The 14706-nt window shown below is 41.5% G+C and carries 18 protein-coding genes; 1 reads left to right on the top strand and 17 read right to left on the bottom strand.

What is annotated here, in order from left to right; translation table 11 throughout:
• Positions 1-235: 235 nt before the first annotated feature.
• From QAI40_RS14155 to QAI40_RS14205, 11 genes are all read right to left on the bottom strand, one after another.
• Positions 236-1021, bottom strand: a complete 786-nt coding sequence (locus QAI40_RS14155) for a YaaA family protein (protein ID WP_299983063.1) — start codon at positions 1019-1021, stop codon at positions 236-238.
• Between the two features lie 173 nt (positions 1022-1194).
• Entirely contained in the window at positions 1195-1395 is a 201-nt protein-coding gene (locus QAI40_RS14160; RefSeq protein ID WP_299983065.1) for a cold-shock protein, read from the bottom strand.
• A gap of 349 nt (positions 1396-1744) precedes the next feature.
• The gene (locus QAI40_RS14165) at positions 1745-1888 is read right to left on the bottom strand and encodes a hypothetical protein (RefSeq protein WP_299983066.1); all 144 of its coding nucleotides are present in this window, start codon (positions 1886-1888) and stop codon (positions 1745-1747) included.
• 17 nt (positions 1889-1905) lie between these two features.
• Entirely contained in the window at positions 1906-2823 is a 918-nt protein-coding gene (locus tag QAI40_RS14170) for a heterodisulfide reductase-related iron-sulfur binding cluster (RefSeq protein WP_299983068.1), read from the bottom strand.
• Positions 2798-3334 carry a 4Fe-4S dicluster domain-containing protein gene (locus tag QAI40_RS14175; RefSeq protein WP_304511707.1) on the bottom strand — a complete coding sequence of 179 codons (537 nt, stop codon included), beginning with the start codon at positions 3332-3334 and terminating at the stop codon, positions 2798-2800. Before QAI40_RS14175 ends, QAI40_RS14170 begins: the two co-directional genes overlap by 26 nt.
• Entirely contained in the window at positions 3331-4503 is a 1173-nt protein-coding gene (nifS, locus tag QAI40_RS14180; RefSeq protein WP_299983074.1) for a cysteine desulfurase NifS, read from the bottom strand. Before nifS ends, QAI40_RS14175 begins: the two co-directional genes overlap by 4 nt.
• Positions 4504-4513: 10 nt before the next feature.
• On the bottom strand, positions 4514-5077 hold the full coding sequence (gene nifU, locus QAI40_RS14185) for a Fe-S cluster assembly protein NifU (protein WP_299983076.1): 564 nt from the start codon (positions 5075-5077) through the stop codon (positions 4514-4516).
• Positions 5078-5213: 136 nt separating this feature from the next.
• Entirely contained in the window at positions 5214-5927 is a 714-nt protein-coding gene (sfsA, locus tag QAI40_RS14190) for a DNA/RNA nuclease SfsA (RefSeq protein ID WP_299983078.1), read from the bottom strand.
• A 19-nt stretch (positions 5928-5946) separates the two neighbouring features.
• Positions 5947-6735 carry a TIGR02757 family protein gene (locus QAI40_RS14195; protein ID WP_299983080.1) on the bottom strand — a complete coding sequence of 263 codons (789 nt, stop codon included), beginning with the start codon at positions 6733-6735 and terminating at the stop codon, positions 5947-5949.
• A 162-nt stretch (positions 6736-6897) separates the two neighbouring features.
• Positions 6898-7761 carry an aldo/keto reductase gene (locus QAI40_RS14200; protein WP_304511708.1) on the bottom strand — a complete coding sequence of 288 codons (864 nt, stop codon included), beginning with the start codon at positions 7759-7761 and terminating at the stop codon, positions 6898-6900.
• Positions 7762-7861: 100 nt separating this feature from the next.
• Positions 7862-8593: an SIMPL domain-containing protein gene (locus QAI40_RS14205; protein ID WP_299983083.1), complete on the bottom strand. Its 732-nt coding sequence runs from the start codon at positions 8591-8593 to the stop codon at positions 7862-7864.
• A gap of 207 nt (positions 8594-8800) precedes the next feature.
• On the opposite strand from QAI40_RS14205, the gene proC reads away from it, so the two are divergent.
• Complete coding sequence (gene proC, locus QAI40_RS14210) at positions 8801-9658, top strand: pyrroline-5-carboxylate reductase (protein WP_299983085.1); 858 nt, start codon at positions 8801-8803, stop codon at positions 9656-9658.
• Positions 9659-9750: 92 nt separating this feature from the next.
• Here proC and QAI40_RS14215 read toward each other — a convergent pair whose 3' ends face one another.
• The 6 genes from QAI40_RS14215 to QAI40_RS14240 all read right to left on the bottom strand — a co-directional run.
• Positions 9751-10104, bottom strand: a complete 354-nt coding sequence (locus QAI40_RS14215; RefSeq protein WP_299983087.1) for a DVU0772 family protein — start codon at positions 10102-10104, stop codon at positions 9751-9753.
• Positions 10105-10428: 324 nt separating this feature from the next.
• Positions 10429-11004, bottom strand: coding sequence for a rubrerythrin (rbr, locus tag QAI40_RS14220; RefSeq protein WP_299983089.1), 576 nt, complete (start codon positions 11002-11004; stop codon positions 10429-10431).
• Positions 11005-11018: 14 nt separating this feature from the next.
• The gene (locus tag QAI40_RS14225; protein WP_299983091.1) at positions 11019-11210 is read right to left on the bottom strand and encodes a ferredoxin; all 192 of its coding nucleotides are present in this window, start codon (positions 11208-11210) and stop codon (positions 11019-11021) included.
• 42 nt (positions 11211-11252) lie between these two features.
• On the bottom strand, positions 11253-13397 hold the full coding sequence (locus tag QAI40_RS14230) for an FAD-dependent oxidoreductase (protein WP_299983093.1): 2145 nt from the start codon (positions 13395-13397) through the stop codon (positions 11253-11255).
• Positions 13398-13416: 19 nt separating this feature from the next.
• Positions 13417-14535, bottom strand: a complete 1119-nt coding sequence (locus QAI40_RS14235; RefSeq protein WP_299983095.1) for an NAD(P)/FAD-dependent oxidoreductase — start codon at positions 14533-14535, stop codon at positions 13417-13419.
• 15 nt (positions 14536-14550) lie between these two features.
• The coding region (locus QAI40_RS14240; RefSeq protein ID WP_304511709.1) for a ferritin family protein at positions 14551-14706 on the bottom strand (156 nt) is incomplete at its 5' end.

Below are 14706 nucleotides of genomic sequence, written 5' to 3' on the forward strand. Positions count from 1 at the left end.
TTTAAGTCGGTCTCATGCATGTTTTTTAAAAACCGATTAAATCGGATGGGGAGAGTATGGCCTGAAAATAAATTCAAAATAATGCTTGATTTCCTCTTGGTACTCTATTTATGTAGCGAGTTTTTTTGGGAGAATTTTTGATCCTGATTTTAGCCAGTAAAGCTCACCCCCACCCATATATTATCTGTTTTATATTTATCAACTCCAGAAAAAAATTCAAAATAAAATCATCGAATCAATTGTTTATAAATAGTTGTGAGGTTACCTGTCGAGTGAATAACCAAGGTCCTGCCTCTGGTGGTTCAGCCGTTGCTTTCCACCCCATCGCATTAAAACCATGCAGTTCCCGGGGTGTCTGGACATTGTTTAACAACGCATATCTCACCAATGCACCACGTGCTTTCTTGGAGTGCACTGCGACGGTCTTAAAGGTGCCATTGACAAGTTTTTCTTTAAAAACAGGTGAGATAACCGGGCCTTTAAGTTTCCTAATATCTAAAGCCTTAATGTATTCCTGTGCAGCCAAATTAATAACCGGTTCATCGTCTTTTAAATTCTTATTCACTTGGGCAGTCAGAATCTCCTTCCAAAAATCCACGAGGTTTTTATTTTTGCCTATCGCCAATTTTTGACCCATCTCCAAACGATAAGCTTCAATAAGATCGAAGGGGCGTAATAAGCCATAAAGGCCAAATAAAATATGAACCCTTTTTTGTGCATCATTAAGATGGATTTCTTCAAGGCTACCGATGTCAAGGCTTTTGTAGAATAAGCCGGTAAAACTAAAGATAGCGGGCTTTTTAGAACGGCCAGCTCCTCCCCAGAGGACTGCATTGGATCTGGTTTGGTTTGCAAGTTTATCACTCAAAGGCATAAGTGCGATAAGTTGTGAACGGCTCATGTTAGATATCTTGCTGGCCAATAGACGAGCTTGCGCCAATAGGCGTGGCTCGGTCACTTTCAACCGGGGTACGGAAACATTTAAGTCCATAGTCTTGGTAGTATTTAAAAGAAAAATCATTCCATCTCCGGCAGATCTTAGAATTTAACCAGCATATCAGGCATCTTGAATGAAACTTTTATGTAAAAACGGATGGGTTCATAAAAACAGAAAGACCCTGAACGATATTTTGTTCAGGGTCTTTTATTTCAAGTCACCGAGATGACTTTTTTTAAAGCAAATAAAACGGTCAACTATTGCACAGTTACATTCGCTGCTGCAGGACCTTTCTGTCCTTGTTCAATATCAAATGAAACACTATCCCCTTCATTCAGGGATTTAAAACCTGTTGCATTGATAGCTGAGTGATGCACAAATACATCGTTTCCACCTTCTTGTTCAATAAATCCAAAACCTTTTGAGTCGTTAAACCATTTTACGATACCGTTAGCCATATTGGCAATCTCCTAAAATAAAAAATAAAAAAAATACAAGTTTCTAACTTTGGGGGTAATGCCACTTTTCTTGTTGGGGTAAATACGCCTTTGGAAGGAAACCTATGTGCTAACACAGTATAGCACAATTTATCTATAATATAAGAATGTTTATTTGAAGTCAAGAGTTATTTTTATATTTATACAGGAAAATAAGAAAATCATCCAGACGAGGGGGCAACTGCGACATTTTTTTAAGTATGTATTTTGTATCCTAAATATAATTATGGTTTCTGAAAACTAGGTACAGGGATTATTATTCTTGAGTGTCGGGTTTGCTTAATGTGATTATTTTTGCGTAATTCAGAACTTAATCTATTGAAGGAGAGGTCTCCTCATCTTTCTCGACAGATTTTTTTTTCTTTTCCAGTTTGCGTTGCTTTTTTTCTTCTTTTTTCTTTTTCTTTGCCAATTCTTTCTGACGCTTTTCATATGAATAATTTGGTTTAAACATGATCAAATCCTCTTTACTTAAAGTTTTGTATTAGACGCAAAAAAAGTTTGCGTTAACAAGCCTCTTTTTTTTAACAGGGGTACAGGATCTACGATATGCCGCGGGAACCATTTTTTCTGATCTTCAGCGCCCAGTGCCATTGAAAGCAACTCGGAAAAATGAAGAACCGGAATGGGATTTTCAAGGCTGCACCGGATTTCAAGATTCAGGTGACACATGGAACAGGCGGTCACCAGGCATTCTGCCCCGGCTTCCATTGCTTTTAAAACAATTTCATTCACAACCTTTTGGGCAATTTGTGGTTTTGCAACTGACAGGTATGTCCCGCAGCATCGTGCTCCATATCCAAAGGAGATGATGTCAGCTCCAAGCTTTGAAAGGGTTTGTTCCATGATCCCGAAATAGCTTTTTTCAAACCTTAAATCCGGGGGCATGGAAAGCATGCAGCCATAATAAGGGGCAACCTTCAATTTTTTTAATTTTTCTTTGGGATGGTCGATATAATCTTCCAGGTGAATCCGGTTAAAAATTTCAAAAAAAGGAATGATCTCAAGGTCTTCATCAAAAGGTAGTCCCCATAGATTTTCATATTCCTGCTTTAAGATCTTGTCTTTTTTAATTTTCAGGTACATGGATTTGATGCGGATCAGACAGCTTGGGCAGGCGATCAATAGCGGGATTCCCTTTGGAGCCAGGGAAATATTTCTCATGGGAAGTTTTTTTGCCACATTTTGGTCAACGCTGTGGGCAGATGATGATCCACAGCAATTCCAGTCTTCAAGCTCCTTAAGTTCGATATTCACGCTATCACAAAACTTCAATAAGGACATGGTATTCTCATGCCCGGATGCCTTGAGCGAACACCCCGGAAAGAAAGAAAACGTTAATCTGCCGGACTGCCGACTGTTTTCATTTGCCTTTGAAAATTTTTTCAATGGCTTTTTTATCCTGAACTTTTGACGGTGTTAAATCCAATTTTCTTTTTTTCAACATTTTAAGGCCCACCCCCATATCACTGAAAAAATCCATTTTCTTGAGCTTATACCGCATCATGATCTCAAGCTTATGGGTTCTGCCGTATTTTTTTACCGTGTTCAATACTTCGGTATGAAAATTTAACACATCAGGTTCTGCGATTTTGACCCCTTTTTCAAGGGCCTTATGACGAAGGCCATCCATAACGGCCGGTATATCAATTGCCATGGGGCAACAGCTGCTACAGGTATTGCATCCCACACACACCCAGATGGTGGAACATTTCAAGGCCTCTTCTTCCATTCCAAACTGAATAAGACGAATAACAGCATTGGGGGCATAATCCATGCCCTCTAAAAACGGGCAGCCGTTTGCACAGGTTTTACAATGCAGGCAGGCATTAAAATTAATCCCGGAACTTGCCTTGATTTCATCGGCAAGGGTTTGACGGCCTTCGTCCTGATTTATCATACCATTTTTCCATCTTTCCAAAAGGGCGACATATCTCTCAGCTTTTGAATCACAGGAACAAGGGTCGTAATGATGATATCCATTTCTTCTTTAGTATTATAATGGGATAAAGAGAATCGAATAGAACCGTGGGCCGACTTGAACGGTACTTCCATGGCCATGAGCACATGGGAAGGCTCCAGAGACCCCGATGTGCAGGCAGATCCTGAAGAAGCACAGATTCCCTCTCGGTCCAGCATAAGAAGTATGGATTCTCCTTCTACTGCGTCAAACCCTATAGATAAGGTGTTTGGAAGTCGCAGCGCAAGATCCCCGTTGACCGAAGACCCGGGTATCTTTTCAAGGAGCTGGCTTTGGAGATAGTCCCGGAGTTCCCTGACTTTGGTGTTCATAACGGTCAGATTCTCCCTGGCGAGCTCGCAGGCCTTTCCAAGCCCGATAATGGAGACGGTATTTTCCGTACCGCCGCGTCGTCCTTTCTCCTGGTGTCCCCCAATCAGGAAAGGCGAAAACTTGAATCCCTTTTTAACATAAAGAACGCCAACCCCTTTGGGAGCATGAATTTTGTGTCCGGAAAGAGACAACATGTCCACACCCGCCTTTTTGACATCAATGGCGATTTTACCGGCTGCCTGAACCGCATCGGTATGAAACAGGATACCCTTTTCATTGGCAATTTTCGCTATTTCTTCTATGGGGAACATGACACCTGTTTCATTATTTGCCCACATTAATGAAATGATGGCCGTATTATCAGACATGCTGTTGTACAACAAATCAAGATTGAGACATCCTTTTTTATCCACCGGAACAAATGTGACCTCATACCCTTTTGTCTCTCGAAGATGCTGATAAAGCTTATTAATGGCAGGATGTTCTACATTGGAAGTAATAATATGTTTTTTGTCAGGAAAGGCATTAAGGGCTGCATTAATGGCTGCATTATCACTCTCTGTTCCGCAGCTGGTAAAAATAATTTCATCGGGATCGGCATTGATTAAATCTGCCACACGCAGTCTTGCCTGTTTGATTTTTTTGTCTACCTGATCTCCAAAGGTATGCATGGAAGAGGGGTTGCCATATAGTTCCCCAAAATAGGGAAGCATTTCTTCTATAACCTCATCTGCAACTTTTGTTGTTGCATTGTTATCCGTATATATTATTTCCATTTTTTTAAAATTATCCTTTGGCAATAACCGATTCAATCACTTCTTCAATTCTGTCCAGGCACTGGCCGCATCCGCCTCCCGCCTTCAGGTAGTTTGTCACATCCTCGGTGGTTTCAAGACCGTTTGCTTTTACAGCGTCAATGATCTCAAGGTCCGTAACTTCAAAACATTCACAAACCAGCTCGCCCGGTTTTTCCAGGATCTGGACACCTCGAAAATTGGCAATGGCTTTTTTCAAAGCTGACTGCCCCATGACCGAACAATGCATTTTTGCTTTTGGCAGGCCCCCTAGATAATCTGAAATATCATCATTGGTTAGTTTCGCCGCATCATCCAGGGTCATCCCCTTAATGATCTCAGTCAAGGCTGACGAAGAGGCTACAGCACTTGCACACCCGAAGGTCATAAAAGTTGCATCAACAATTCTTTCGTTCTCATTGACTTTTAAATACAGCCTTAATGCATCCCCGCAATTTAAAGAGCCTGCCTCTCCAATCGCATTGGCTCCTTCCAGCTCACCCACATTCCGGGGCTTTAAAAAATGATCTTTAACTTTATCTGTATAATCCCACATAAAACGTCTCCTTAATCAAATCTCCACAGGATTGAACTTTTTATTCAAACAACCAAGCCTAACATACTACAGAGTGGTAGGATGTCAATGAAAGCTGTATCTTTTAATTGGCATTTTACCTGACAATAGCAGGCCATCAATCCAGATCCACAGGCACAGCATTTCCCAACCCGATCATCTGTGTACTGATGACCGTATCCCTTACAATGACCTCGACACCATTTTTTACAACATTCCTCAGTTTTTCGGCATAGACTTTATCAATCATAGCCGCCGGTTTAAAGGCTTTTGCATCCATGCGCTGAATCAGAAAAAAAATAACCCCCCTGTGACCGAGAGATACAAGGTGGTCCAGTTCGTCAAGATGCTTTTGCCCCCTTGTTGTCACTGCATCGGGAAACATGGCTATTCCCTCTTCTACAAGGGTACAGTTTTTTATCTCCACATAACACTTTTCTTTAACCTTATTTTCCAGGAGCAGATCAAGTCTTGTATGACTGCTTGTTTTCACTTCAGCTCTCACGTGTTCATAGCCGGACAACTCTTTTATCAAACCATTTTCAATGGATTGTTTCACCAGTTTATTGGGCACCAGGGTATTGATACCGATCAAAGTTTTCGGCATTTTAATCAGTTCCCAGGTATATTTGTACTTTCTTTTGGGATTATCGCTCTGAGACAGCCAGACCTGTGATCCGGGAACAGCACACCCTTTCATAGAACCGGAATTCGGGCAATGGGCCGTCACCTTTTCACCTGTTTCAAGCTCTATATCGGCAAGAAACCGTTTATACCGCTGAATCAATATTCCGCTGATTAATGGTGGTAATTGAAACCCTTTATATTTCACATCATTTTCCTTTTATTTTTTAACCATGGATAACATTCTTCAAATGATCCATGCTTAACCCCTTCCTGATACCAAACCGGGTCAGACAAAAATCATATTTCACTGGATCTTCCCTTAACACTTTTTTAAACCCCTGGGTAATTTCGAGCGCTGTTTTCATGTCCGAACTCTTTCTTCTGGTAAATCCAAGCATCGTCCCTATCTTATGCATATGTGTATCCAAAGGAATAATCAACTGAGACGAACTTACCTTTTTCCATCCCCCCGGATCTACCTGATCTTTTCGTACCATCCATCGTAAAAAAAGAAGGCTTCTTTTGCAGGCACTCTTTTTTTGCGGGTCTGCCAGAAGATGGCCGATCTCTTTATTCTTATTGACCTGCTCAGAAAGGAAGACAAGCCCTGGTAAAACTGTCTCATCTTCAGGTGTCATTCCTGCGTAGAAACAATTTTCAAGGGATCCAAACCGGTTTAAAACTTCCCTGATCCCCCATAAAAGATGGGTCAGGTGAACATCATCTGCAAACCTGTATCGAAACCCTTTAAAATCATTTGCCATATCTTTTTTTGTTCGACCCATGAGATAATCAAACGGGCTATGCCCAAATTTCTCGAGGATATAAGCAACCGTTTTCATGATTTGTTCAACCCGCCCATACGCAAAGCAGGCCGCAATAAAACCCACAATCTCCCGATTTTTCTTTTCAGGGTAGTCGTACAGGAACAAAAGCGGATCAGGGTCCACATATTCCCTTTTATTATACCTTGAATAGATATACTCCAGTTTGTCCTTTAAACCCGTTTCCATACAATCACACCTAAATTTATAACGGTCATACTGCTTTTTATTTTATGGTAAAATAGATAAGCAATTACAGGACCAGAAGGGATAACCACAATTAAATTTTTATAAATTTCAAAGAGTCTGTCGAGGATAGGTGTAAGAGATTGTTCAGCAACCCAGCCGATCCTATTTGATGTAATCAAATTTTTTCTTAGATTTGATTAATTTCCCATATTGTCGAATCCAGTCCAATTCCTCCGGAGTCAAAGCCCCCTGCTGTATCTCTCTAAAATTCATCACCAGCTGCTCCCTGTTTTTTGGACCGGTCAGAACCAGGTGAACGTGAGGATTTGACAAAACAAATCTATAGCAGAGTTCAGGTGTTAGAGGAGGTATCTTCGCCTCTTCTTTGCTACTCGGCCAGGGAGCCATTTCAATATCTTTCATAGGGTTAATTAACTGCTGCCAGGCCAACGCTGTATAACTTACAACAGAAGGAGTCCGTTTTTTTAAATGCGGGAAAATATCCTCTTCTGCTCCAGTGTGTTTGGCGTTATAGCGGATCATCAGCAGATCGAGCTCTGAGTCCAAGGCCAATTTCCCGGCCCGTTTCCTATCATGGATGCTGGCTCCAATCGCCTTAATCTTACCTTCCTGTTTAAGTTTCAACAATGAATCGACAACACCCTGGCTATAAGTTGATGTCCGCCCCAGCCACCCAAGTTTGAAAACATCTAAGTAATCGGTATTTAATTTGCGTAGCGCTTTTTCAATACTTTGGCGCACCTGCCAGCCAAAGAATCCCCAGCCAAGCAGGGATACCACATGCTTCTCTCTATCTTTTCTGATCACCTCCTTAATCCCTGCTGTAACCTTTTTAAAACTAGCACCCCATACCCAGTAATTAGCTCCCTGCTCCGCGGCCCATTCGACATCAGAAGAATCTATCCCGTAGTTGCCGGCAATACCCATCCTGAAGACCTGTTTCTCAATTACAGGTAAGACCCTAAATGAAAAATCACTATGAATACTATTGTGTTTTGATGTCATTGGAGTTCCCAACAAATATCCTGAATATTTTTATATCTCAATGTTTAGTATATGTCTTTATTCTTCCTGCCGAATAAGTAATTATACAATTGTCCGCATATCACTCAATTTCATAGGCAAGGCTGACCTGGACACGAATTCGACTTTCCCCCGACTCCATGGGCGGCGCCATTGCCTCGGTTTTTGCCTGTATACCGGCGGAACGAAACATAGTTGGCATAGGCGGCTTGTGAACCGGATAGGTGCTCAAGGAAACAATCCGTTTTAACTTTACACCGGCGGCTTTGGCCAGCGTTTCAGCCCGGATTACAGCCTGCCGGGTAGCACGGGCAAGGGCTTCATTTTCCAGAAGCGTTCTATCTTTAATATAAAATTTAATACTATGAATATTGTTGGCACCGTTTTCCAGTGCTTTTGCGATCACTATGGAAGTATGCATGGATAATTGATCCGGTGCAAACCCTTCAAGGATCACTGCAACACCATTGTGTACTTCATATCCCTTAATTTTAGGCGGTTTTGCTTTGTAATCCCTTTGAGGTATTACGCGGTAATCAGTGGTCTTGAGTGCAAGATGTTCAATGTTCAATGACTTGACTGCCAAAAGAACTTTACCTGTAATGTCCATGTTTGCAGCACTGACCATTTCCAGACTCCGTCCTTCGGTGACAACGCCAATGGAAATCCTGACAGAATCATTTTTACCAGTCACCTCGGCCGTACCGTCGGTAAGAATTAAATTGCGCTCTTCAGCCGGCACAGACTTGGCCGAAACAACAAGGGTGTTGAGGAAAACACCAGCCAGCAGCGTCATAATAAATATTTTTCTCATTCTTGCCTCCCAGAGTTGGGTACTTGATTTACAAATAGCGACCGATTTCCATTTAAAATATTCTCTCATGGTAATACTTTAAATGCCCCAAATCAAGATCCAGTCCCAAAGCGAACAGGGGCAGATGATTTATCTTGACTATATTAATTTTAACGGCCTAATATAAATCCTTTATTTTAATCAATAATATTAAGGAGTACTATCAATATGCTGCAGGAGAAAAAGATAGGATTTATTGGAAGCGGAAATATGGGTGAAGCGTTGATCAGTGGTTTAGTTCTTTCCAAGGCGACAAAACCCGAAAATATTATCTGTTCAGACATTTCAGAAGATCTTTTAGAAGAAATTCAAAACAAATACAAAGTCTCGACAACCACAGACAATATTGAAGTGGCAAAAAAATCTGAAATCATCGTCTATGCCACAAAACCCCAAATCTTAGGATCAGTCTTAAAAGAAACGGCAGAGGCCCTTGATCAATCAAAACTGATCATTTCAATCGCAGCGGGTGTTCCCCTGGCTGCTATCGCGTCAGGGCTTCGCAAGGAACTTCGACTGATCAGGGTTATGCCCAATATCTGCGCATTCGTAAAAGAGAGTGCCACAGCCATTGCAGCCGGTGAATACGCATCAAAAGATGATGTGGCGCTTGCAAGAGCTATTTTTGATTCTGTCGGAAAAACCGTTTTTATCCAGGAAAATATTCTCATGGATGCATTTACAGGATTAAGCGGTAGCGGGCCTGCCTATATCTTTATCATTGTTGAGGCCATGGCAGATGCCGGTGTTAAGATGGGGCTGTCGAGAAAAGATGCTCTGCTTTTATCCACACAGACGGTTCTCGGGGCGGCAAAGCTCCTGCTTGAATCAAAAGAACACCCCGGGCAACTCAAAGACAGGGTGGCATCCCCTGGCGGAACAGCCATTGCCGGTATCCACACCCTGGAACAGGGAGGACTTCGAACCACCATGATCAATGCCATAGAATCGGCCACGAAACGCTCAAAAGAGCTGGGGGAGATGATGGTAAAAGATTTTATAGAGAATAATAAAAAAGGCAGTTAAAAAACAATCGGGGCAGAAATCACAGCATGGAGTTGCATTTCTGCCCCGAACGTTTGGCTCTGGAACTTCAAGGCGGTGGTTAAGATTTAGGCTTAAACTTCAAGTTCCTTTTTGAGCCAATCTCTGACTTCTCCTTCAACGGCATAGACTCCCCTGTATTGACCGATTCCCTTCATAAATTCTGTTTCAAGATTTTGTGGAAGTCTGAAATTTCCCAGTTCCTCGGAATCAAACCCTTTTCTTCTGACCAGGGTTAAGATGGGTGACTTTTTCCAAGTATTTATGACGAAATACACGGTTTCGTTATTATTATCCCTTGAATTATAATAGGCCTGTGATCTTAACGGCCCCCATTCAAGGTGAAGTGCAATGGCTTCTTCAGGTGTCATTTCCCAGTCCACTGAATTGACCAAATTATAGTTCTCTTTTATATCACGAAGATTCATATGTTCCTCCAGCTATTTTTTGTATTGAATCAGTTTCTAATAATCAGAGCAAATTGCGTGCCTGTATTATCATTTTACCTAAAAGCGATTTTAATAACCCCCATGCCCTGACGGGCACAACAAATTATGAAAGAGTAATGAGATGTGAGGGAAGCACAACGGATGGTTTTTTCTCACTACTCAAAACTCATATCTCACTATTTTCATATAAAAGGAGGGCTAATGATTTAAAAAAAAGGAGGGGGAGAATAAAAAAACTTATGATACACTTTCAAGACACAACAAATGAGCCATAAATGTCTCATTTGTTGTACCTGATAGTTTTTACCAGTTTTCACAAAGCAATTCAAAAAACCCTGTTGGTTTCACACAGGCCGGGCACTTATTGGGTGCAGCTTTTCCCGTATGGATATATCCGCAGCTCAGGCAACGCCAGATTTTTTCTTCGTCTTTTTGAAAAACCCTGTCCTTTGCAATATTCCGGGCCAGCTCAAGATACAATTTTTCATGATGCTTTTCAGCTACAATAATATTATTAAATGTATCTTCCGCCCTCTCAAAGCCTTCATCTTTGGCAATTATTGCAAATTTTGCATACATATCCTCACTGACATATTTTTCCAAAGCTGCTGCCGAAAGAAGATTGGCACGGGTATCCTTAATCACACCAGTAGGAAAAACCCATTTTATTTCAAGCTCTCCCCCGTTAAAAAATTTAAAAAACCGCAACGCATGTTCAAATTCCTGGCCCGCGGTCTCATCAAATATTTTTGCGATCTGAATATACCCTTCTTCCCGGGCTTTGTTTGCAAAAAAATCATACCTGGTTCTGGCCTGGGTTTCGGCTGCAAAAGAGGTATGAAGATTAATGGCAGTCTGACTTTCCCTAAACTTAACCATATACACCTTCTTTTTTATTCTTCAATAATAATGGCATCTGCACCACATTCATCAGCTGCCCTGCGAACAATGTCTTTCAGATGTTCCGGAATCTCATCCATTTTAATGGTGGATTTTAATTGATCTTCATCATATTCAAAAATCTCAGGACAAAGATCATTGCAGTTCCTGTCACCCATGCACTGTTTTGTAATAGTTACTTTCATCTTAAATGCTCCTTTTTTTAAAAATGGTTTATTACACCTTCTTTATTTTCGCATCCATGTATGGTATTTTTTGATCCATGCAAGTAATTTTTCAGGTGCATGTTTTTTTTTCCACAACCCGGCTGCATACTTATTCGCCTCAGCCATTGTAGGGTAAATATGAATCGTCCCTAAAATCTTATTCAATCCTATTCCATGCTTCATTGCAAGGACAAACTCGGAAATCACATCAGCCGCATGATTTCCCACAATAGTGACACCCAATATCTTATCCTTTCCCGGTACGGTCAAAACCTTTACAAACCCATGATCTTCAGAGTCTGCAATGGCCCGGTCAAGGTCATCAATTCCATACTTGACCATTTCATAATCAAGGCGGGCAAGTTTGGCATCTGCCTCATTCAAACCAACCCTTGCTACTTCAGGATCAGTGTAAGTGGCCCATGGAATGGTGCTGTAATCCACACTGAATTTTTTAAATCTGCCAAACAGTGCGTTGACCGCAGAATACCAGGATTCGTGGGCGGCTGTATGGGTGAACTGATACCGGCCATGGACATCTCCACTGCAATAAATATTAGGAAAATTGGTCTGTAAAAATTCATTGGTTTCAATATGCTTATTCCCGGTAAGTTCAACACCCAGCTCTTCAAGGCCAAACCCTTTAACATTCGGGACTCTTCCAAGGGCGATTAAAATTTCATCAAATGTGATCCTGATTTGTTTTCCATCATGATCACAGATCAGTTGTTTTTCTTCCCCCAAGACTTCAATCTCTTTGGCTGAATGATTTAACAGGACATCAATGCCTTCTGTCTGAAACCTTTTTAAAATTATTTGGGCGGCATCAGAATCTTCTTTTTTCATTATCTGCGAGCCTCTCTGGACAAGGGTCACCTTTGCCCCCAGCCTTGAAAACCCCTGTGCCAGCTCACACCCGATGGGGCCTGCACCCAATACCACCAAATTTTTGGGTAATGTTCTGATATCCCAGATATTGTCCGAGGTAAGATAGTCTATCTTTTCCAGCCCCGGCAGGTCGGGAACCAACGGCTTTGCACCGGTGGCAACAATGATATTTTTTGTGGTTAAAATTCTATCATTTACCTTTACTTCAAAAGGAGACACAATTTTTGCCCTGCCCCGGATACAATCCACGCCTAATCCGGTATACCGTTCAACCGAATCATGGGGTTCCACTTTTTTAATAATGGATTGAACCCGCTCCATGACCGTTGCAAAATTAAAATCAACCGAAATGCTGTCAATCCCGAATTCTTTTGCTCTTCCGGCATGGGATAAAAGTTTGGCGCTTGCGATCAGCGCCTTGCTGGGTACGCACCCGGTATTGAGACAGTCTCCCCCCATCTTATGTTCTTCAATCAAAGCGACTTTTGCTTTGACAGCAGCTGCAATATAAGATGCTACAAGCCCGGCCGACCCTGCACCGATGACCACAAGGTTGTAATCATAGTTTTCTGGTTTTGAAAATTTTGAAAATACTTTCTGCTGTCTTACATCTGCCGCGAACCGTTTTGCGATAATCGGAAAAATACCCAATAAGGCAAAGGAGAGAATAATGTTCAACGATAAAATTCCGCCTGCTGATTCTATTTTTGCAAGCTGAGTTCCGGCATTAATAAATACGATGGTTCCAGGAAGCATTCCCACCTGGGAGACAATATAAAAAACAAAAGTACGAATAGTGGTCACCCCCATGACAAGGTTAATCACAAAAAATGGGAACACAGGCACAAGCCTTAAGGTAAACAGATAAAATCCACCCTCTTTTTCTATCCCTTTATTAATGGCAGAAAGTTTTGACGAAAATTTATGCTGGACCCAGTCTTTGAACATGTACCGGGAAACTAAAAAGGCTAAGGTTGCGCCTATGGTGCTTGCAAAGGATACAAGAAGGATTCCGTAAAAAAGGCCGAACAATGCACCGCCGGCCAGTGTCATGATAACCGCCCCAGGCAGGGACAACGCAGCCATGAGAATATAGACGGCCATATAAAGCACCATGGTCAGGGCTTTATGCTGCCCATAATATTCTTTAAAGGCATCCAGTTCATTTTTAAGGTTGGCCAGCGAAAAATACTGATTCAGATCAAACAAAAAAAACATCCAGATTAAACCTGCGATAGCCAGCAACAGAATAATTTTAAATCCCGAACTTTTCTTCATTCGTATTTTCCTTATACCCCTACCCTTTTTCAATGGCCTGAAATTTCTTCATAAATTTACGATCAATATAGTCTTTAATCATAAATGCAATTTTCCCGCCAAACACCAGCCATTTTTTCTTGAATACACCAAATCCTCCCCCCACATTAAAAATCAAAAGATATTCAGGGCCCGGATCAAATATTTCAAGGTCACCGCCTTCAAGGCTTGCCAAAAGGTTATGCAGCAAAACAGGATTTTCACGGACCGCATACACCCCGACCTTATCCAGAGGCTGGTCCTTAAAATAAATACAGTCTCCGCCGCCGAATATGTCTGGATATTTTTCAGACTGCAGGTATTTATTCACTAAAAGTCCTTTATCCGGACCGACCGGCAGACCGGATTCTTCAAAGATAGTGGAAGGCTTGACACCCAAGGCCATAAAAATAAAATCAGTGGGAAATGTTTCCCCGGATTCAAGATAGATTTCATCAGATTTAATCTCTTTTACATAACCTGTTTCAAGGATTTGAATACCCCTGTTCTGAAGGGATGCGAGAACCCTTGATCTGATGCTTTCGGGAAATCTTGCCATAAATTTTTTACCGGCAAAAATCTGAATGTCAGGCATATACTTGTTTGTTTTTTTTGCCAGCTGCCACACATTTCCTGCCACTTCGGCAGATGAAGGGCCGCCCCCAACGATACTGACAATAATCTTTTTTTGTAAAAACAATTTTTTTAGTTTCTCAGCTGCCTCCATCAGCTTTTCAATGGGCTTTACAGAATAAATATTGCCCTGATCCTCTGGAACTGCCTGCATGGGCACATAACTGCCCGCATTAAAGGAAACTACATCATAGGTAAATGTATGCCCTGTCTTAGTATAAATCTCTTTAATATCCGGATCAATCCGGATGACTTTATCCTTTACAAAGATCCAACCCTGTTTTTGAACCACATCTCTTGTGGCGAACCTGATATCATCAGAGTTGTATGTCCCGCCCAGCATCCCGGGCCCCATTCCGGAATAATAGTGGTAAAAAGAGGGACCAATTACGGTAACTTTGAACCTCTTTTCAACAAACTTGTCAATATTTTCAAGGGTCATCATATGGGCATGACCTCCCCCGACGAGTACAAGATGTTTTCTCATTTTACCCCCTCCTGATTAAAGACTGTCCATAAGTTTACCCAGGCTTGCAAGATGGGCCTTTTCTTCATTGCCAATCTTATTGATAATATCCTTTGATTGTAAATTCTCAATTTTTGAAGAGAGTCTTTGATAAAGATCCAGGGCCTGGGCTTCTATTGACATGGCAAGGGA

The sequence above is a fragment of the Desulfobacula sp. genome, from assembly GCF_030611305.1.
Classification (GTDB): Bacteria; Desulfobacterota; Desulfobacteria; order Desulfobacterales; family Desulfobacteraceae; genus Desulfobacula.